Origin of the sequence: Bacillus sp. CD3-5 (genome assembly GCF_006349665.1) — a bacterium.
Taxonomy (GTDB): domain Bacteria; phylum Bacillota; class Bacilli; order Bacillales; family Bacillaceae_G; genus Bacillus_A; species Bacillus_A paranthracis.
In genome coordinates this window covers 116,678-134,984 of the sequence record NZ_VEPX01000001.1, presented here as the reverse complement: position 1 = coordinate 134,984, position 18,307 = coordinate 116,678, and the positions used below count along the sequence as shown (strand labels likewise).

At 34.0% G+C, this 18,307-nt stretch carries 22 protein-coding genes and 4 pseudogenes; 4 read left to right on the top strand and 22 right to left on the bottom strand.

The window, feature by feature from the left end; genetic code table 11:
• Positions 1–34: 34 nt before the first annotated feature.
• The 7 genes and pseudogenes from FH036_RS00735 to spxA all read right to left on the bottom strand — a co-directional run bounded on the left by FH036_RS00735 (position 35) and on the right by spxA (position 4,664).
• Positions 35–486 (bottom strand): annotated as a pseudogene (locus FH036_RS00735) (STAS/SEC14 domain-containing protein).
• Between the two features lie 141 nt (positions 487–627).
• On the bottom strand, positions 628–1,947 hold the full coding sequence (locus tag FH036_RS00730; protein WP_001014189.1) for an aromatic amino acid transport family protein: 1,320 nt from the start codon (positions 1,945–1,947) through the stop codon (positions 628–630).
• Positions 1,948–2,904: 957 nt separating this feature from the next.
• Positions 2,905–3,042, bottom strand: a pseudogene (locus tag FH036_RS00725) (DUF3888 domain-containing protein); the annotation flags it as partial.
• Positions 3,043–3,049: 7 nt separating this feature from the next.
• Positions 3,050–3,385: an IDEAL domain-containing protein gene (locus FH036_RS00720; RefSeq protein ID WP_000987462.1), complete on the bottom strand. Its 336-nt coding sequence runs from the start codon at positions 3,383–3,385 to the stop codon at positions 3,050–3,052.
• 127 nt (positions 3,386–3,512) lie between these two features.
• Positions 3,513–3,926 (bottom strand): Rrf2-family transcriptional regulator SaiR, encoded by a 414-nt coding sequence (gene saiR, locus FH036_RS00715; RefSeq protein WP_139895160.1) that lies wholly within the window; start codon positions 3,924–3,926, stop codon positions 3,513–3,515.
• A gap of 160 nt (positions 3,927–4,086) precedes the next feature.
• Entirely contained in the window at positions 4,087–4,221 is a 135-nt protein-coding gene (locus FH036_RS00710) for a BA3454 family stress response protein (protein WP_000573532.1), read from the bottom strand.
• 47 nt (positions 4,222–4,268) lie between these two features.
• On the bottom strand, positions 4,269–4,664 hold the full coding sequence (gene spxA, locus FH036_RS00705; RefSeq protein WP_000261185.1) for a transcriptional regulator SpxA: 396 nt from the start codon (positions 4,662–4,664) through the stop codon (positions 4,269–4,271).
• Positions 4,665–4,951: 287 nt separating this feature from the next.
• Between spxA and FH036_RS27705 the strand changes: the two are divergent.
• Positions 4,952–5,017 (top strand): annotated as a pseudogene (locus FH036_RS27705) (winged helix-turn-helix transcriptional regulator); the annotation flags it as partial.
• 120 nt (positions 5,018–5,137) lie between these two features.
• On the opposite strand, the gene FH036_RS00695 reads toward FH036_RS27705, so the two are convergent.
• Both FH036_RS00695 and FH036_RS00690 read right to left on the bottom strand, forming a co-directional pair.
• Positions 5,138–5,875 carry a GntR family transcriptional regulator gene (locus tag FH036_RS00695; protein ID WP_000146301.1) on the bottom strand — a complete coding sequence of 246 codons (738 nt, stop codon included), beginning with the start codon at positions 5,873–5,875 and terminating at the stop codon, positions 5,138–5,140.
• A gap of 32 nt (positions 5,876–5,907) precedes the next feature.
• A complete protein-coding gene (locus FH036_RS00690; RefSeq protein ID WP_139895159.1) occupies positions 5,908–6,969 on the bottom strand; it encodes an oxidoreductase in 1,062 nt (353 codons plus the stop codon).
• Between the two features lie 133 nt (positions 6,970–7,102).
• Here FH036_RS00690 and FH036_RS00685 point away from each other — a divergent pair, with 133 nt between their 5' ends.
• Complete coding sequence (locus FH036_RS00685; protein WP_070806561.1) at positions 7,103–7,519, top strand: SRPBCC family protein; 417 nt, start codon at positions 7,103–7,105, stop codon at positions 7,517–7,519.
• A gap of 45 nt (positions 7,520–7,564) precedes the next feature.
• Here the strand turns inward: FH036_RS00685 and FH036_RS00680 are convergent, their stop codons facing one another.
• From FH036_RS00680 to FH036_RS00665, 4 genes are read right to left on the bottom strand one after another with little or no spacing between them, the layout of a single operon-like run.
• Positions 7,565–8,131, bottom strand: a complete 567-nt coding sequence (locus FH036_RS00680) for an SGNH/GDSL hydrolase family protein (protein WP_070806562.1) — start codon at positions 8,129–8,131, stop codon at positions 7,565–7,567.
• Between the two features lie 17 nt (positions 8,132–8,148).
• The gene (locus tag FH036_RS00675; protein ID WP_083322758.1) at positions 8,149–8,976 is read right to left on the bottom strand and encodes an MBL fold metallo-hydrolase; all 828 of its coding nucleotides are present in this window, start codon (positions 8,974–8,976) and stop codon (positions 8,149–8,151) included.
• A 26-nt stretch (positions 8,977–9,002) separates the two neighbouring features.
• Positions 9,003–9,560 (bottom strand): DUF7010 family protein, encoded by a 558-nt coding sequence (locus FH036_RS00670; protein WP_070806564.1) that lies wholly within the window; start codon positions 9,558–9,560, stop codon positions 9,003–9,005.
• A gap of 27 nt (positions 9,561–9,587) precedes the next feature.
• Positions 9,588–10,427 carry a phosphotransferase gene (locus tag FH036_RS00665; protein WP_139895158.1) on the bottom strand — a complete coding sequence of 280 codons (840 nt, stop codon included), beginning with the start codon at positions 10,425–10,427 and terminating at the stop codon, positions 9,588–9,590.
• Between the two features lie 175 nt (positions 10,428–10,602).
• Between FH036_RS00665 and FH036_RS00660 the strand changes: the two genes are divergently transcribed.
• A complete protein-coding gene (locus tag FH036_RS00660; protein ID WP_000801653.1) occupies positions 10,603–10,812 on the top strand; it encodes a hypothetical protein in 210 nt (69 codons plus the stop codon).
• 32 nt (positions 10,813–10,844) lie between these two features.
• On the opposite strand, the gene FH036_RS00655 is transcribed toward FH036_RS00660, so the two are convergent.
• From FH036_RS00655 to FH036_RS00625, 7 genes are all read right to left on the bottom strand, one after another.
• Positions 10,845–11,744 carry a PhzF family phenazine biosynthesis isomerase gene (locus FH036_RS00655; RefSeq protein ID WP_139895157.1) on the bottom strand — a complete coding sequence of 300 codons (900 nt, stop codon included), beginning with the start codon at positions 11,742–11,744 and terminating at the stop codon, positions 10,845–10,847.
• A gap of 11 nt (positions 11,745–11,755) precedes the next feature.
• On the bottom strand, positions 11,756–12,532 hold the full coding sequence (locus tag FH036_RS00650; protein ID WP_139895453.1) for a GNAT family N-acetyltransferase: 777 nt from the start codon (positions 12,530–12,532) through the stop codon (positions 11,756–11,758).
• Positions 12,529–13,233 carry an SDR family NAD(P)-dependent oxidoreductase gene (locus tag FH036_RS00645; protein WP_139895156.1) on the bottom strand — a complete coding sequence of 235 codons (705 nt, stop codon included), beginning with the start codon at positions 13,231–13,233 and terminating at the stop codon, positions 12,529–12,531. Before FH036_RS00645 ends, FH036_RS00650 begins: the two co-directional genes overlap by 4 nt.
• Positions 13,230–13,793: a GNAT family N-acetyltransferase gene (locus FH036_RS00640; protein ID WP_139895155.1), complete on the bottom strand. Its 564-nt coding sequence runs from the start codon at positions 13,791–13,793 to the stop codon at positions 13,230–13,232. Before FH036_RS00640 ends, FH036_RS00645 begins: the two co-directional genes overlap by 4 nt.
• A 159-nt stretch (positions 13,794–13,952) precedes the next feature.
• Positions 13,953–14,498, bottom strand: coding sequence for a GNAT family N-acetyltransferase (locus FH036_RS00635; RefSeq protein ID WP_048550366.1), 546 nt, complete (start codon positions 14,496–14,498; stop codon positions 13,953–13,955).
• A gap of 165 nt (positions 14,499–14,663) precedes the next feature.
• Entirely contained in the window at positions 14,664–16,157 is a 1,494-nt protein-coding gene (locus tag FH036_RS00630; RefSeq protein ID WP_180358372.1) for a class I adenylate-forming enzyme family protein, read from the bottom strand.
• Between the two features lie 143 nt (positions 16,158–16,300).
• Positions 16,301–16,834, bottom strand: coding sequence for an NAD(P)H-dependent oxidoreductase (locus FH036_RS00625; protein WP_025991632.1), 534 nt, complete (start codon positions 16,832–16,834; stop codon positions 16,301–16,303).
• A 124-nt stretch (positions 16,835–16,958) separates the two neighbouring features.
• On the opposite strand from FH036_RS00625, the gene FH036_RS00620 reads away from it, so the two are divergent.
• On the top strand, positions 16,959–17,282 hold the full coding sequence (locus FH036_RS00620) for a winged helix-turn-helix transcriptional regulator (RefSeq protein WP_001072989.1): 324 nt from the start codon (positions 16,959–16,961) through the stop codon (positions 17,280–17,282).
• A gap of 193 nt (positions 17,283–17,475) precedes the next feature.
• On the opposite strand, the pseudogene FH036_RS00615 reads toward FH036_RS00620, so the two are convergent.
• Both FH036_RS00615 and FH036_RS00610 read right to left on the bottom strand, forming a co-directional pair.
• Positions 17,476–17,799: pseudogene (locus tag FH036_RS00615) on the bottom strand (hypothetical protein); the annotation flags it as partial.
• A 73-nt stretch (positions 17,800–17,872) separates the two neighbouring features.
• Entirely contained in the window at positions 17,873–18,148 is a 276-nt protein-coding gene (locus tag FH036_RS00610) for an ArsR/SmtB family transcription factor (RefSeq protein WP_000662958.1), read from the bottom strand.
• Positions 18,149–18,307: the final 159 nt, after the last annotated feature.

Here is an 18,307-nt window from a genome sequence, read left to right as displayed (position 1 = left end):
ACCAGTTGATTGAGCAACTGGTTCGCTAAAAGTGTCATATGGGATATTCATTCAACCAAACTACTGATTGTTCATAATCATCAAAAATTTTCACACATTCTTTTGTATTGGATTGTTGTAAATAATTCAGTATCTCCCCTTCTTCAAGGAGAAAGGCAATTGCCTTACTGTGATTCAAAATCGTTTCATTGAAAAATTTATCTTTCCATGCTTTTTGAACAGAAAAATGATCTGCCGTATATCCTTTTCTATCCACTAACAATTTGTATTTCCGTCCCTCGGAAATGAATTGCTGACATACCTGCTCGAAGTCATTAAACCATTCATAAACATCATCTGTTTTAATCTTGCCAATAAGACGGGTAACAATTATATCTCCTGAAACTGTTGTACTTATATTCGGCTTACTCAACTTGGAATCATCTCCCTTAGTTACAATTATGCGTAAAAATCTCATAAAATCAATAAGATAAAAATATTACGCAATAAAGCAACCTTTTGTACAAAAAGAGCCTATGTGAAAGATGACCTTTTATCACTCATTTAAAAAGGGACAAACTCTCCAAACGGAGAAGCCTGTCCCAAAATCGTTTTATTTTATTTTGTACTAGAACTAACAATCGTGAATTAGAATAATGACTTAATACTTGCTAAAACAGTAAGTACACCTACAATAATAACAAATACGTTACTCATTTTCCCTTTGTATTTAGCTAATACCGGTACTTTTTGAATCGCATACATCGGTAATAGACATAAGATAGCAGCAACTAAAGGACCGCTTAGAGAATCAATAAGTCCAAGAATACTTGGATTTGTATAAGCAACAAACCAGCATGATAATACAACGAAAGTAAGGATTATTGTCTTAATTGTTTTTTCTTCAATATCTTTTCCACGTGATTTACCAAACTTAATAATCATGTCACGCATTACTTCAAATGCTCCGATATAATGGCCAAGGAAAGACTTTGTAATAGCCACAAAAGCAATAATTGGAGCCGCAATCGTGATTACAGGCGAATTAAGCTCATTAGCAAGATATGAAAGAATTGATAAGTTTTGTTCTTTTGCCATTTTTATATCATCTGGAGTCAAGCTCAATGCGCTACTCCAAACGAAGAACATAACAACAGCGAATGTCATAATATAACAAACCTTTTGTATTTGCGCACATTTCGCATCAGTGGCTTCGATTCCATACGTAGCTCTCTGTTTCACAACAAATGATGAAATCATAGGTGAATGATTAAATGAGAATACGATGATTGGTAGAATCATCAATATCGTCCCAAAATAGCCTGTTCCTGTTGAAGCAGTTGAAACAGCTGAAAAACTAAGCATTGACGTATTCCACTGTGGAATTAAAGATATTGCGATAAACAGTAAAGAAACTATGAAAGGATACACTAACATACTCATTACCTTTACAGTAATATCTTGACCAAAATTCAGTATAGCGATAAGACCAAGAACTAATACAAGTGATAAAATAGCTCTTGGAGGTTCTGGCATGTGCAATTGATGCACGATAAAACTACTTGCAGTGTTTGTAAGCGCAACCGAATACATTAGTACGATTGTATAAATTGAACCGAAATATACGATGTTAAAAATGATACTCGCTTTATTTCCGAAATACTCTCTAATTGTACCTGTGATCCCCTCATCAGCAGAATTAGAAGCGTATATCATTTTAGCAAGCGCCCTATGTGAGTAGTACATAACTGGATATGCAAGCAATGTAATTAGTAGTAAAGATAATAAACCACCTGAACCTGCATTAATCGGTAAAAAGAGCACCCCTGCTCCAATTGCAGTTCCAAATAGACTCAGTGCCCATGTAGTATCCTGCTTATGCCACTTTTTCGGATCTGCATATTGCTCATTTTTTCGTGCGGTATTTTCAGCTTGAACTTCTATTTTCTTTGCAGTATTCCCGTTCATATAATAACTCCCCCTTGTATCTATTCCTGCATCTCTCTTTGCACCTAACAAATATTCCCTTTCTGGAAAATGAATTCCTTACAAGTTGCCCCACATTGTATGTCCTTCATCATAATGAATCCAAATTGAAACATTCACTAATTAGCGTCCTAATATAATTGTTAGCGTTCACAAAAAAGTTTACTCGTAATATCCGCTCTTTATATAAAGACCCCTTAAGAGAACAATATGGAATAGACTTCATAAATACGTTGCAACATTTCTAATAACAGTGTATTACTTTAATGGTTTCTCTTTTTTACTTTTAACAGTAATTTTAGCTAAACCGGCCTCTCTTCATTTGCGAGGCGTTTCTTTCTCAATTCTATACATTACTTTCATAACTTCGGTAGCACTGATGATATTGCTTACACAAGCCACTGAAGCACATTACATACATTTCGCCTCAAATCACACACCTTTCTTACTAATAATCGCATTTTTTATATTTTCTCCAGAGATAATAAAATTTCTCTCGACGCCCTCATTATAACGTGTATATTTATAAAATTAATATTTTTATATTTTCAGAAATATTAAAGGGGAATAATTTTATATAGATAATATTTTACAGTTAGCATGTAGCCATTGTTTTTATCGCTTAAAGCTGAATTAGTTAGTAAAAAAATACAATAATACATTGTTTTTCTAGGTGACTTATTATAAAGATACTTATATCCCCTTTTATCAAAAAATCTTATTTTAAACATAAAAGATATTCTAATAAATAATTAATGTAGGTAAAAAGAAAAAAATCCCAAAATACAAAAACCAAATTTTAGGATATATATTATTAATATTGAATTCATATACAATTTAAAAAGCTACACTGAGCAAAAAGCAAAAAAGCTGCCCCATATGGACAGCTCATTTACATAATTATCGTTATCAGGAATACACAAACAAATCACTTCAATATCATCTTAATTGTAGTTTGTTCGGCTCTTCTTCAGGGATATCTCTATGTTTGTAATGAATCGTTTTTACATCATTTCCTTTTATGCGAAAAGTAATTGTGTCCTCCCCATAAGGCGGATTGTGTGCCCCCTCAAAAGTTTAAATTTTAAAATCCCTCATTAACTAGCTCTTTTATCGAGTTTAATTTTGAAGAAAGCTCGATAAACCATTCTTCATCCCCCGTTAATAATGCAAGATCTATAAGATAGAGGATTTGTTCCTTATTTATTACCTTTGATTCAGGGAGTTTGTTAACGTGTTTACTAAAGAGTAAAATCGCTTCGTTTATTGTGTACTGGCCGTCACGTTTCACAATACTAACTGTAACTATATCCTCTACATCATCAAGTGATACAATATAACCAACTATTAATTCACCTTCATTTGATATTCCACGAACCCAATCTCCTACTTTTAAAACATGATTATTATTTGACATCATACTTTTTCACCTTCTTATAAATATTTTTTGTGCTGATAAAAAAGAAATAAAAACGAAATTAAACTGTAATATTTTTCATTACATTTAAATAGAAAGAACTTACGGCTCTATATAACAAGTAAGCCGCTTAACGCTCTTGATTGATAAGGTCAACAACTTCTTTCATTGTATAATTCTTTAAGTATTCACCTAGATGCTCTTCAGCACCTAAGAAAATAGCGAAAAGAACTTTTCGCATGTTCGAACCTACAACACACTGATTGTTTGATTCTGGACACTTCGGCTGCAAAGCACCTTCAGAGGTTATTTGATAAATATGCCAAAGGTTAACTTCACTTAAATCTCGAGCGAAAATAAAACCGCCACCAGTCCCCTCTTTCGATTGTATAAACTTATGTTTTTTTAACAAACTTAGCACTTTGCGAATACGCACTGGGTGAACCCCCGCACTTTCTGAAATCGCATTACTTGTTGACATCCGGTCTGGCTGTAAAGCTAAATAAGTTAAACTGTGTATGGCCAAAGTAAAGTCGCTGCTCATTGTTTTCCTCCTACGATCAAAAATATTATTTCTCCTATATTAACATACTGTAGCCATAAATATTACAGATAGGTTAGTTGAACGTTAAAATATATAAGAACCACTTAGCATAAAGAAATAAATTCCTTAACTTTATTTAGCTTTTTAAATTAAAAATACATTAAACACTCCATTGTTTCTTCACTTGTTCTTCTGCCAATTGTTTAATTTTTGTCCATATCGTATCTTTACTTACAATAACATTTGTTTGATAATTTCTATCGTTATAATTGACTGTAACACATACTTCTATCATTTTCTGCTTCCTCCTTTCATACCACTTTCCCTAAAAAATATTACTTATTAATTAGCCAACTTTTGCAGTTCAATGTTTAAAAATGTTCGGACGCTACGTGGTAAAAATTTACGAATTTCTTCTTCGTTAAAACCAATCTGTAATCTTTTCTCATCCAGCATAATTGGACGACGTAACATTAGTGGATGCTCAATTATTAATGTATAAAATTCATTTAGCGAAAGCTCTTCTATATTTATATTTAAGTCTTGAAAAGTTTTGGATCTTGTTGAAATAATTTCAGTAGCACCCTCTTCTGTTAAACGAAGAATGGACTTAAGTTCATCCACTGTCATAGAATTGGATACGATGTTTTTTTCAGTATAATCAATTTGATTCTCCTCCAGCCATGCTTTCGCTTTTCGGCATGAACCGCAGCTTGCTGTTGTATATAAAACCACCATATTTCACTCACTCCTTTAATGTTCTTTATAAAATGTACACTTTAAATATCGTTTATTGAAATGTATTAAAAAAAATTACAGTTTAGAATCAAATTCACGTAATGTTAGTTATTCGGCAATGTTTCGTTTATTTTTACTACTCGTTTCTTTGCATGCTTCTTTTATAAAATAGTTGAAACTACATTTTACAGATGATGATAACTCACTTCTTAAATCTATACTGTAATTTTAAACCTTACAGTTCTATTAATCAAATGTTAAGTCTTGGATTAATTAATCATTTTTTGTTAGAGTATTCTTTAACAGATTACGGTTCATCTTTAGGAGCCATACTTGATTCGCTCTGCACTTAGGGAGAAGTTCATCTTGAAAAAACGGGAATACGTCCATGCTTATTACAGCTGAATAATAATTATTCCTATCATATTAAAGACAGAAAATAGGTTGAAGCAATACGTGCCCCAACCTATTTTTTATGCCTCTTTATAACTTTTTGCGGTAATGACTGTTTCGAATTCAAAAGTTTCCGGCAGATGGTCAGCGTAAGAGTATTCAAAAGTTCGTCCATCGGTTAAATAGGCCACTTGTTCAACTCTCATTAGGAAATCTTGATTTGTTAAGTTCATAAACTGCCTTTCTTTATCATCTGGACGAACTCCTTTGACCCTAACAACGGATGTTCCCACTTCAAGACCAAGTTTATTTTGAATGTGCGAGTAGATCGATCCCTCTAAAACTGAAACTTCAACACCCGGTATGACCGAAATAGGCATCCATGTATGCTCCATAATCGTTGGAATACTGTGAATGATGCGGAGGCGGATGATTTTATATACAAAATCTTCTACTGAAATGCCCAATTTTTCAGCAATAATTTCATCGGCACCGACAATCGTAAACTCAATAATTTTACTTTCTACCTCGCTACCATAAACAGCTTTTGTACCTGTTAAAGTTTGAATCATTCGTGCTTTTTCCTGTTGACGCCAATCTTGAACGACAGTTCCACTTCCGCGCCGGCGAATGATGTAGCCGTCTCTCACTAACAGATCCAGCGCTTTTTTTATGGTAAGGACAGAAACATCGAATTCTTCAGCAAGGACGGGGCTACTTGGAATTTTTTCATTAATTTTATATTCGCCGTCTAAAATTTGCTGTTTCATTTTTTGATAAATACCGAGGTATTTTACTTGTGTTGATCCGCTTGCCATTTCTATACCTCCTTTATGCTGTATTCCCTCTTCTATTCATTCAAGTTTAAAGCCTCAAGTTTATAAACTGAAGGTGAAGGTGCAGCAAATCCGTTTTCTAAGATTTCAATATTCGTTACTGCTTCTTCATCTTTCACAAGCTTTGGTGCACCGTTTACGATTGTTTCATACGCTGCATCATAGAAGCGACCGTAATCACCAAGCGGCGTTTTAATTTGTTTTTCAATCCAATCACCGTTTGCATTTCGATATTTCGCAATTCCATAGTACATCGGCGAATCTTCACCAAATCCTGCACTCTCAGGCATAATACCCGCTTTCAAATCATTTTCCTGCTGATCTTCACCATATTTAATAAACGATCCATTTGTTCCATGAACGATAAAGCGTGGATAATCTTTTGCTACAACATGGTTCGTTTTCAGTTTAATTTTCAGCCTATTTCCATAATGTAGACCAACATCGAAATAATTATCAACCGCACCTTCCACTTCATTATTACGAACATCGTATGTCACCGTATCTGGACGGCCAAACAATGAAATCATACGGTCCATCGTATGAATACCTAAACTATAAAATGAACCTTCTTCTTTCGGACCTTCGCGAGTGATTGAACCCGGACGGAAATAATCAATATGTGATTCAATCTCGACAATATCACCAAGGAATCCTTGTTCCACAACTTGCTTCACCGCTAAAAAATCACCATCAAAACGGCGGTTTTGATAAGGCATAACTACTACACCTTTTTCTCGCCCTAAAGCTAACAATTCTTTCGCATGTTCTACTGTATCGCAAAATGGTTTTTCAACGATAACTGATTTTCCAGCAAGTATAACTTTTTTCGCTAATTCGTAATGCGTATGTGCTGGCGTACAGACCGTCACCACTTGAATGTCTTTATCATTCAACAATTCGTCCAAATTAGTAGTGAAACTAACACCTTTTTCCTCATATGGAGCTGCTAATTCTTCATTTATTTGACGTACAAAAATCGTTTTTATTTTTATATTATTACGTGTGTTTACATAAGGTAAGTGATAGCGGTTAGCTGATTTTCCAAATCCAATAAAGCCCATTGTTAATGTCATGTTCTTCAACTTCCTTGCTCATAAATTTTCGTTTCTATATTTATTATATAGTTTAGTTATAAAAAGTATATAGTTTTAATTTATAAATTATATACTAAATAAAAAATTTAGGTTAAAAAGGAGCATAACAAATATGGCACACACTACTACATCTATGGAAATTTTCGGTTCACCTGAACAAGTATGGCAATTAATTGGAGGATTCAACTCCCTTCCAGACTGGTTACCTTATATACCTAGCAGTAAATTAACTGAAGGCGGTCGTGTACGTCACCTAGCTAATCCAGATGGTGATACAATTATAGAACGTTTAGAAGTATTCAATGAGAAAGAACGATATTACACGTATTCAATCATGAATGCTCCATTTCCAGTCACTAATTATCTATCTACAATCCAGGTGAAAGAAGGTACTGAAAGTAATACATCTTTAGTAGAGTGGTCTGGTACGTTCACTCCTGTTGAGGTTAGTGATGAAGAGGCAATAAATCTGTTTCATGGTATTTACAGTGATGGACTGAAAGCATTGCAACAAGCATTTTTAGATTGAACTACTAAAAAACAACGAAAAGCAAAGCGATATCGCTTTGCTTTTTTATAAAATCCCTTTTAACTTTTCACCAATCAACTTCGCTACATACTCATAGCCTTCTATCCCAAAGTGCAAACCATCTTTTTCATCATTTTCTACAAACCTTTTATAATTCCGTTCCTGAATCATTTCGGCGTACAAATTTAGAAAATAGCTTCCTGTTTCTTTCGCCACTTTCTCTACCACGTCTGCATACTGACCGAGCACTTTATTTGTTCTATTGTGCTGTCTTTCCTCATCAACTGGCGCGGGACTAATAAGCAGTACTTTATCTGACGAAATCCGCTTCACAATCTTCTCTAAGTTTTCTTTATATACTTGTAATGATCCTTGTGAAAAAGAAACTGCATCATTCGTGCCAAGAAAAACTGTTACGAAATCTGGTTTATGTGATAATACATCTTCTTCAATTCTATGTAACGCATCGAACGTATTATCACCCGGAACCCCCGCATTTACCACCTTCCAATTCGGAAACATCTCTTGCAAACGCGGTGTTAACCTCGGCGTTCCATCAAAAAACGTTTCATCAGCTGTAATACTATCACCGAAGCATACTAACGTATTCATAAAGTCTAACTCTCCTTTTACGTATGAAATAACTTTCCTTCTACCGCCTTCATATATCTTTCAGCAGAACGTTCCACTGCCTCATTTGCATTTTCTTTTACTACACGATGAAAAGCATTGTATAAACGATTAAATTGTAACGGCTTTACTCGATTCACCATTTCTTCCACTTTTCTCGCTGGTAATGGAATTAAGTTTGGATAGCTGTACATAAAGCTTACCCATCGCTCATCTGCTACAACTTGTATAATATCGCCTGTTAACAAAATTCCTTTTCCGTCATTACCTTCTTCCCAATGTAAGACAGATCCTCCTTTAAAATGACCACCTAAACGATGAATGACCAATCCATCCGCTAATTGTAAAGACTCACCAGACCAATAAATAATACGACTACTCGGGCGCATCACCCACTCTTTATCATCTTCATGTATGTAAATTGGTACATCAAATGTCTCTGCCCATTCTACTTGCGTTGAATAATAATGAGGATGAGACAATGCAATCGCATCTAATCCGCCAAGCTCTTTTATTTTCGTAATTGTCATTTCATCTAAATAAGTAATGCAGTCCCACAGTAAACGATATGACTCTGTTTTCACTACATATGCCGTTTGACCGATCGCAAACCCTGGTTTTGTCGTAATACTATAAAGCTCATTTTCCTCTTCGATTATTTCATTTTTATATGTATCACCTGTTTGTAAGCTTTCTAGCGTCGTCCAAGACTGTCCTTTCGGATTCACATATTGCCTTTCTTCATCACAAATATGACAACTCACCGGTTCTTCTACACTCGCTGCATACTGCACGCCACACGTTGTACAAACAAAATTTTTCATCATAATTTCCCCTATCCCTAAATTTTTTATTAAGCTGATTTTTGCTGATACTGATTTGCTTTTTTGTTTTCAATTAATAAACTGATAAAAGTAAGTAAATAAACAACGCTAACTGATAATGGAATAACAGTAAATCCTTTTTCCGCAAAAAGAATCCCGCAAACTGACGTTACGAATACAGTCCCTACTGATAATAAACCGTAACTTTTACTTTCGTAAATCCATACGTACGGGATAAAATGAACACCTATTAACATCGCTACTACAAAAGGTAACCATTCTGGAAATTGAAAATAGGCAAGTAATACAAGTGGAATATTCAATACATTTATCCCACCAATTAATCCTGCCAAAACCCCTAACGGATTTCCTTTCGCAAACATATCAATTTTCAATATAGCAGCTATCATTAATCCAAAAGGAAACACACATCCCATACCGATTAAATATACCCACACCACTTGTTTTTCAGAAAGAACAAAGCCCGCTATACTCATAACTATCCAAAATAAAACACCAGCTAATATAATTGGCAAGCCTCTCTTCGTTTTTATTGCTAAATCCTTTTTCGCTTCTGAAACATTCATTTCACAATCTCCCCCAAAATATTTGTACTATAAAGTCACCTCAACCTCGCCCATCCAATAACGCCAAGCTACTAAATAATCTTCTAAATCTTTCGGGTGATGTCTTAAACACGTATCTATACGCAAATATAAGCCTATGACTATTTCTTCATATAAATTACGGTCTTTTTTATGAAACACATACTGTTTCATCGCATAATCAATCGTTTCTTTCGTTAAATCTTCCGGGGTTGAACAGAACGCATAAATTAAATCGTATATAGGATCTCCTAACACTGGTATGGGATCAATTACACCATGTAGCATATTTCCTTGAAATATAAAATTATGAAATCCAAGATCACCATGTAATAAAAATGGCTGATTTATTCCAGCATCCCTATTCGCTAACTTAAGAACTTTTCTATACTCTTCCTCACTTATGTACGGTCTTATATTTTTATGAGCTTCCACCACATTTGTCGTTAAAAATTCATTCCAAGATTGAACCGGACTTTCTTTCCATCCCCAGCCATCTGCCTCTGGAACAATTTTATACTTATTAATAACTTCTTTTACAAGTACACAAAGCATACTTCGTTTATATCCTTGTTCGTACGACGTACTACCTTCAAGGAAGGAATACACAATATATGTATGTAAATGTTCCTTATACAAAAGCTTTGAAAATGAAGAATTCCCCTTATAAAACGAAAGAAAATCCGCTTCTTCACGTATTACGTCCGGTTCATTCAACTTTACAACGTATTTTTCGTCCAACAAATACACAGTACTTGTCGTTCCTCCGTTTAATACTTTTATGCTATTTGGATAATATGAAATAACTTTCTCCTTAACTAGTTGTGCAGCGATTACTGAAATGTCCATTCCCTCACCCTTTAATCCCGAAGATTCCCTCAATTCAAAAGACAACTTTACTATTATTTGACAAACAAATAGGAAACCCCTTCAAAAATCATAATATAACAAAAATTCATTCACTTTTACATTTCAAAAATAAGGAAATACTAACAACAACGTTACATACATATAGGAGGACAATATGAAACCTGAATTTTTAAAAGCTGTACATGATGCAATCGGAAATGTCGAACACATTCATATAGAAGAAAGCGGTGCCGACAGCTTACTTATCCATCATGATGATGCACAGCAGTTACAACAAGTCGCTAAAACGCTAGAAAATAACAATTTCCGCTCTGCTTTAAGAACAACTGGAGATGCTTCGTATATTGAAGTATTGAACAGATAGTGAAAGTCCGGATGTATGCCGGCCTTTCTTTTTTATAGTAAAACTTCAAACTCTTTCACATATACCGCTGTTCCAGCAATATCTATTTGTAACTTCTCACTTTCTACATCTTTCGTTACATATACCGTTACACGACCATCTTTATGTATTTCTTGCCCTTGTTCAACGATTAACTCCATTTCATGGTCAAAATCTTTCTCCACATACGTCGCATAATATGCTCCCATTACACCTGAAGCTGTTCCTGTCACGGGATCTTCAATCGTTCCAGCATAAGCTGATGAGAAATGACGCCCATGCATATGTACCTTTTCGTCATAAGTTTCTAGACAAATTGGGTGAATAGAAGCGTTAAGTATTTCTTTTAATACTGACGGAAATGCAGCATTATTAGGTTTCATTCTTTCACACGCATTAAGGTTTTTAATCGGTACAATTACAGTCCAATTACCCGTACTTCCATATACAATCGGTAAACTTACATCTAAATCATTTACTTCTAAACCAATACTACGAGCTAATTCTTCTTTTGAACCTGCAAAATCTTTAAACTGAGGTGCTGCCTGCCTCAGTTTAATAAAAGTTTCTCCATTTTCATTTACACCTATTTGTATCGGTAAAATCCCAGCCTTCGTTTCAATCGTAAGGTTACTTTTCTCTTCTAATAAACCTCTTTCACGCAAGGCATATATCGTCCCTACTGTCCCATGACCACATAAATCCATTTCAAAACCAGGTGTAAAGTAGCGCATTTTTATATCCGCTACTTCTGAAGGAAGAACGAAAGAAGTTTCGTTAAATCCAACTTTTTCAGCAATAAGCTGCATTTCCCCTTCCGTTAATTCATCTGCCTCTAATACAATACCTGCTGGATTACCCATATTCGGTTTATTCGTAAATGCGTCGTAATGAAATACGTTTATAGTCTTCACTTTCTTTTCTCCTAACCTTCTTTAAAAATTTTATAATAAAGCTCTATCTCCGTTTTCAACGAACAATTATTTCTCCAAAATATTCTCTGCATCTTTTCATTTGAAGTATGTGTGCTTCCGATGTAATAAGTAGCCCCCATTTCCTTTAACATATGTAAAGATTGAAGATGCAGCCGGGAAGCAATTCCTTTCCCGCGATAATAAGGCATTACCCCAAAATAAAATAATCGTCCTTCACTTTCTGTTCCAGTTTCTATATGCGGTATGGACATACCAATCGGCTCATTTTTATTATAAAAAACAATACATGACTTTTCCCAGCCCTTACCTAGCTCTGTTTGTACAGAATAAAAATGTTCATCGATAGTTAAAATTGAAGTTTGATTCCCTGAACCCGACATACATTGTTCCCAACTATATTTAAAATCTTTTTCCGATAACGTTCCTTCTGCTATTGATCGATATGTATATTGTCTTTCAAGCTCTTCTATATTGTTCAACTCTCTACATACTTCTATCTTTGCAGCATACAAAGAAAAACCGGCATCAAGTAACACTTTTGCGCTTGAGTTATAACTACTAAACCTCTTGTTTAATACAATACTCGCTCTTTTTAACTCCCAATTAAAACAAACCTCTTCAAATCTACTTATCTTTTCTTTATATGTTTGTACGTTATACAAAACGTCTTCTTCTATTTCTTCAATTGTCACTGCATTTGGTAAGCCATTTAATACTTTTTTAGAAGGGCCAAACAGATTCTGAATGATTGCAAGATCGTATATCACCACTTTAATTCACCTACACCTGGCTCAATAAACTTCCCTGAAACATCCTCGTTTGAATCTATTACCCAATCATATATATTTTTTGCTCCTTCAGCCGGAATCATATTCGCATCAAAAGCACCAATGTCAGTCTTTAATTTTCCAGGGTGAATAGCAGTTACATGAATTCCTTTATCCTCAAACTCTTGTTGTAAACAGAGCGTTAACATATTTTGTGCAGCTTTAGCAATTCGATATGAATATGAGAAATGGCCTTGCGGAAACTCTTTGTTCGCCATTTTATGCAATGAACCTAACCGAGAGGACACATTTATGATTCTCGGATGATCCGATTTAGCTAAAGCCACATATGTACCTTTTACAGCTCGAATTACACCTAAGCAATGAATATTAAATAAGTCCGTTAACTCTTCTGAATTCGTATGTAAAACCTCAGTCTCCTTTCCAGTAATTCCTGCGTTATTTATAACTAGATCAATATACTCTGTATATTCCTCAAGCTGTTTCTTAATTTGTTCTGTACTCTCATCAGCCGATAAGTCTGCTAATATAGGAAAACATCTACAACTAAACATTTGCTTCAATTGCGTTACCGCAACCTCAGTTTTAACTAATGGATAAACAATATGTCCATTTTCATGAAACACTTTTACTAACTGTAACCCTAATCCACGATTTCCACCTGTAATTAGAACTCTCATATATTCATCTCCTTATTTTTAAAATAAATAAGAAAATCCATCCACTTACCATTCTCTAATGAAAACGCCTCTCTCTTGCATTCAAATGAAAAGCCTGTTCTTTCCGCAAGACGTACTGATGGCTCATTATCAACACGTATATGTAATTCGATTCTATGAAAATGAAGATGATTAAAAAATAACGATACTGCAGCTTTCACACTTTCCATGCCATATCCATTTTTCCAGTATTGATTATGTATGGAATATCCCATCATCGCCCATTGATAGTCCATACGTAAAATTTTAATCAGCTCTAGCTTACCAATATTAGCTCCGTCTTCTTTACGAAAAATACCTAATACGTACATCTCATCTCGATGTGCTGCTTCATCAAAGCCTCTAATCCATTCCGTGAACCATTCTTTCGTTGATGATGCCATAACTTGATAACCATCGTCATATTTATACTGCGATGGTAACCTCTTATTAAATCCATCTAACCAACTTTCATAATCATTATTTTGGAACGGACGGATCATCAGTCTCTCTGTCTCTACCTGTAATAGCGGTAGCTTCATTTACATCTCTTCCCTTAATTAATATTTGAATATTCTTTATTATCTTACACAAAATACAAAATCTAGTAAATTATTATGCTTTTGATAAACAAGGTTCTATTAAAATACAAAAGGAAACCCTGTTCTAAAGGGTTTCCTTTTGTCATCATACTACCAATCTTATCTATTTAAAACCTTGTATTCTGTCTTTAATATTCCATACACATCAACATCTTCATATGTATTTAATAAAAGTCTATTCTGTCTCAACGTGCCTTCTTTACGTAAGCCCGACTTCTCTAACACCTTAATCGATGATCGGTTTCTAGAAATGGCAGATGCCCAAATTTTATTTAAACCTAATTCGATAAAGCCAAATTGAATCATTCTGTTTACAGCCTCAGTTGCAAAACCCTTTCCCCAATAATTCTTACCAATCCAATAACCAAGTTCACCTCTATTGTTACCCTTGTCAATTCTTAGTGTAATTGTACCTACAATTTCTCTTGATTCTTTAGAGACAATTCCTAAAGGATATTCGATTCCTTTCCTTATAAGTTCTGGTTGCATATCAACCCAATCTTGCGCGAACTCTAATTTATATGGGTGTGGAAGCCCAAGAATATTAGCTAATTCCTTATCATTAGCTAACTCTTTAATTCTAAACACGTCATCATTAGTAAAAGGTTCTATACATAAATGCTCAGTTTCTAATTTTATAGCCATATTTTCTCCCCCTAGTACTGAAATTAGTTAGCTCCCTTTATTTTCAATATTACACTAAAAAAACATAAAAGGTTTTAAATATTTACAATATCCACCAACAGAATCATAAACAAAAAATCCAGTTATGCTTTATACATAACTGGATTCCTCATCATTTAATCGTTTTTATTTTACAAGTATATTTTCTCTTAATTCCCTTTTCAGTACTTTCCCTAAAGCATTTTTCGGTAATTCTTCTACGAATACCACTTCTGGAATTTTGTAACTTGCTAATTTCTCCTTACAATACTGAATAATACTTTCTTCTGTTACTGTTGTTTCGCCATCCTTCACAATGTAAGCTCTTGGAACCTCTCCCCAAAATTCATCTGGAACTCCAACTACTGCAACTTCTAAAACACCATGTATTTCATGAATAACATCTTCTACTTGGTCTGGATATACATTGTCACCACCACGTATAATAACGTCTTTATATCTTCCCATTATGTGCAGGAATCCGTCGTCATCTATCATACCTGCATCACCCATGTTAAACCAATTATCTTTTACTACCTTCTTTGTCGCCTTTTCATTATTCCAATACCCTTTAAACATGTATGGACTTCTTACATGAATCTCTCCAACTTCATTTGTTTTTAGTTCATCGCCTGTTTCTGGATGAACAATTTTTACCTCTACATTTTTCAATGTTTTTCCTACAGAAGACATCTTTTCTTTTCCCATCATTGGATGCCATGATGTTACGACCCAACCTTCTGTACTACCATAGCCTTGCACCATATAGATTCCTTTTTCCATATATTTTTGGATGAGTGTTTCTGGCACTTTTGTTCCACCGCTTTGTGCTACTTTAAAAGTAGAAATGTTACGTTCTTTTTTATTTAGTTCATCAAGCATATAGCTATAAACAGCTGGGAATGCAAGCATCGTAGTAATTTTCTCTTCTTCAATCTTATCCCAAATAAGAGCAGGATTCGAATCAGCTAAGAAGATCATCGTAACACCATGATAAATACAATTTAAAATAGAAAGCACACCACTCATATGAAACAATGGATGCACGGATAAAAAGCGTTCACCTGCTGGAATTTCTCTTTGTCCCGCAATCTCTGCAAAATAGTGATGTAAGTTTTTATGTCCAATTACACATGCTTTTGCCTGTCCAGTCGTTCCCGAAGTAAATAAGTAAATGGCATCATCCTCTTCATGCACTTCTACGTTCGGTTCTATCGTTGGTTGTTTTTGCAACTCTAATTCAAATGAACCAAAGCCTTCTTTTGTCGTTTGAATTACATAAGGAATTTCTTTAACAGCATCAACCTTTAATAACACTTCACTAAATTCTTCATCAATAACTAACACTTTTAATTTCGCTTCTTGTACAATCGTTTCTAATTCATAAACAGTAAGCTGATGATTTAGCGGAATACATACCGCTCCAATTTTTAAACTTGCCATCATAACACTTGGAAACGGGTGATTATTTTTGCATAGTATTCCTATACGATCTCCTCTTTGCACACCATTATGTAACAAATAGTGTGCAAGCTGATTTACTCGTTCATTATACTGTTGAAACGAATATCTTTTCTCTCCCCCTACAAGCGCTTCCAAATTTGGTGATTGCATTGCTCTTTTTTGTAATAATTTTTGCATCGTTCTCAAGTAAAACTCCCCTTTATATATGTTAGGTTTTTTATTTTACCAGATTAACTATTAATTTACTAAAGATTACACTTAGTGAATATAACAAGAATATAAAATAGCCATTTACTTCACAAGTAAATGGCTATTTTTCATTATATATTAGAATACTTCTTGTTCATTACATATTGCACATACTCAGGTGCACTTTTATCAATCTCTTCATCACTTAATTTATATTCGGCACCATATAAATAAAATGAAGGTATAAATTTCATGTCTGTATATAAGCAAGTAGCTTGAAATGGTTTCGTTAACTCATCCATCGTAATTCCGCTATTTTCATAATCTTTTTCTAATCCACCTATAGAAATAGCTACACCAAACTCTTTTCCCTTCACTTTATCCCCTTTTGATCCGTACGCAAATCCATATGTCAATACATCATCAAACCATTTTTTTAATAATGGCGGTGAACTGTACCAGTAAAGCGGAAATTGGAATATATATCTGTCATGTTCTACTAATAACTTTTGCTCTTCTTCAATATTAAACTCCCAGTTTGGTGCCACTTTATATAATTCATGCACCGTAATTTCATCTGAATGTTTCTCAAGTTCTTCTATCCATCTTTTATTAATTTTTGATTTTTCAATATGAGGGTGTGCTACAATTACAAGTGTTCTCATCATTTTCCATCCCCTTTATAAATGAATCAATCCTTTACATATTAGTATGAATGCATTACATATAATTGAAAAGTACGTACTTTCAGGTGCTATAGGAACCTTGAGGTACCTTTGGAGGTGTTATATGAATCAAAATGATAACTGCCCAATTGCAACAACACTCGATGTAATCGGCGGAAAATGGAAAGTTTATATTTTATGTGTTTTGATGGATGGAAAAATGCGAACAAATGAAATTAAACGAGAAATTCCAAACCTTACACAAAAAGTACTTACACAACAACTTCGGCAACTTGAAGCAGATGGGATTATCCATCGTACTGTATATCAAGAAGTACCACCAAAGGTTGAGTACACACTAAGTGAGCACGGAAAATCTTTAATGAAAATTATGAATGAACTATTTGAATGGGGAAAAGGTCATCAGATCAAAAGATTACATGACTAAAAAGGCACTATATACTTTATTTAATCCTCTATATTTATATTTTGTATTTTTATAAATTTTATTTTTATCGTTTTTGGGCTAACTTGTTTTCTTAGATTGATGGACGTGACCCCACATCCATCAATCTAAAAAGATATAATTAGAAAAATGAGATTTCTATACAATTTCGCATATAAACACTACTTCCGCCTCATTAAACACTTGCCCGACTTTTTCTAATCTCAATTGTACGTAAACTATAAAGGAGCACCCCTAAACCGAGAATTTTTTCATTATTAGACGCATTAGAACCTAAGGTAATAGTAGGTACATTTAAACCCATAAACCTTTCACTCCATTCTATAGGCATATATCCCTGCTTACCAATTGCTAATGTACGTCCATCTATTGTACGGAGAGTACTTTGAATAAAATCAAACTCAACTTCTACATCTGACAATTTTGTGGCTTTATCTGTCATCAAAGTACCACGTATCATAGTAAATCCTTGTATCATTTTTTCTTTAAACATACCAATTGTAAAAACGCTATTCTCTCTATAAAAACATAGAAAAGAATAGCGTTTCTTATTTTGAAATAGAAGTCAGCATTTAAACTAAACATGCTAATATTGATTTTGTGCGATTGTCAGTTACCTCATAATAAATTTCTAATCCTTTTCGAGTACCTGTAACCATTTTAGCAGCTTTTAATTTAGATAAATGTTGGCTAATTGTACTTTGAGGCATTTGTAAATCCCCGTACATTGTTGTTACATTAGTAGGACCTTTTGCAAGCATTATTTTTACTAAGGATAAACGAACAGGATGTGCCAATACCTTTAGTACTTCAGAGATTTCTTCAAACATTTCTTTTTGTTCTTTCATCTTATTTTCCCCTTTTATATACATATTTATGTTATCCATATATATAATTCGAAGGTATATATGATTTTATGTCCGTCATTTAAAAAAAAATAAAAAAATTTTTTCCGAAACTAAAGGAGTATCTTAACATAATGTCTCACTATCAGAACTCTTATAGAT

Bases quoted from the DNA above. Each gene is read 5' to 3' on its own strand.
- FH036_RS00620 (WP_001072989.1), top strand. From the start codon at position 16,959: ATGAATCAAAATGATAACTGCCCAATTGCAACAACACTCGATGTAATC.
- FH036_RS00665 (WP_139895158.1), bottom strand. From the start codon at position 10,427: ATGGACATTTCAGTAATCGCTGCACAACTAGTTAAGGAGAAAGTTATT.
- FH036_RS00645 (WP_139895156.1), bottom strand. From the start codon at position 13,233: ATGAGAGTTCTAATTACAGGTGGAAATCGTGGATTAGGGTTACAGTTA.
- spxA (WP_000261185.1), bottom strand. From the start codon at position 4,664: ATGGTGGTTTTATATACAACAGCAAGCTGCGGTTCATGCCGAAAAGCG.
- FH036_RS00685 (WP_070806561.1), top strand. From the start codon at position 7,103: ATGGCACACACTACTACATCTATGGAAATTTTCGGTTCACCTGAACAA.
- FH036_RS00710 (WP_000573532.1), bottom strand. From the start codon at position 4,221: ATGATAGAAGTATGTGTTACAGTCAATTATAACGATAGAAATTATCAA.
- FH036_RS00630 (WP_180358372.1), bottom strand. From the start codon at position 16,157: ATGCAAAAATTATTACAAAAAAGAGCAATGCAATCACCAAATTTGGAA.
- FH036_RS00695 (WP_000146301.1), bottom strand. From the start codon at position 5,875: ATGGCAAGCGGATCAACACAAGTAAAATACCTCGGTATTTATCAAAAA.
- FH036_RS00660 (WP_000801653.1), top strand. From the start codon at position 10,603: ATGAAACCTGAATTTTTAAAAGCTGTACATGATGCAATCGGAAATGTC.
- FH036_RS00635 (WP_048550366.1), bottom strand. From the start codon at position 14,498: ATGGCTATAAAATTAGAAACTGAGCATTTATGTATAGAACCTTTTACT.
- FH036_RS00690 (WP_139895159.1), bottom strand. From the start codon at position 6,969: ATGACATTAACAATGGGCTTTATTGGATTTGGAAAATCAGCTAACCGC.
- FH036_RS00625 (WP_025991632.1), bottom strand. From the start codon at position 16,834: ATGAGAACACTTGTAATTGTAGCACACCCTCATATTGAAAAATCAAAA.
- FH036_RS00680 (WP_070806562.1), bottom strand. From the start codon at position 8,131: ATGAATACGTTAGTATGCTTCGGTGATAGTATTACAGCTGATGAAACG.
- FH036_RS00640 (WP_139895155.1), bottom strand. From the start codon at position 13,793: ATGAAGCTACCGCTATTACAGGTAGAGACAGAGAGACTGATGATCCGT.
- FH036_RS00670 (WP_070806564.1), bottom strand. From the start codon at position 9,560: ATGAATGTTTCAGAAGCGAAAAAGGATTTAGCAATAAAAACGAAGAGA.
- FH036_RS00720 (WP_000987462.1), bottom strand. From the start codon at position 3,385: ATGATGTCAAATAATAATCATGTTTTAAAAGTAGGAGATTGGGTTCGT.
- saiR (WP_139895160.1), bottom strand. From the start codon at position 3,926: ATGAGCAGCGACTTTACTTTGGCCATACACAGTTTAACTTATTTAGCT.
- FH036_RS00610 (WP_000662958.1), bottom strand. From the start codon at position 18,148: ATGAAAGAACAAAAAGAAATGTTTGAAGAAATCTCTGAAGTACTAAAG.
- FH036_RS00675 (WP_083322758.1), bottom strand. From the start codon at position 8,976: ATGATGAAAAATTTTGTTTGTACAACGTGTGGCGTGCAGTATGCAGCG.
- FH036_RS00730 (WP_001014189.1), bottom strand. From the start codon at position 1,947: ATGAACGGGAATACTGCAAAGAAAATAGAAGTTCAAGCTGAAAATACC.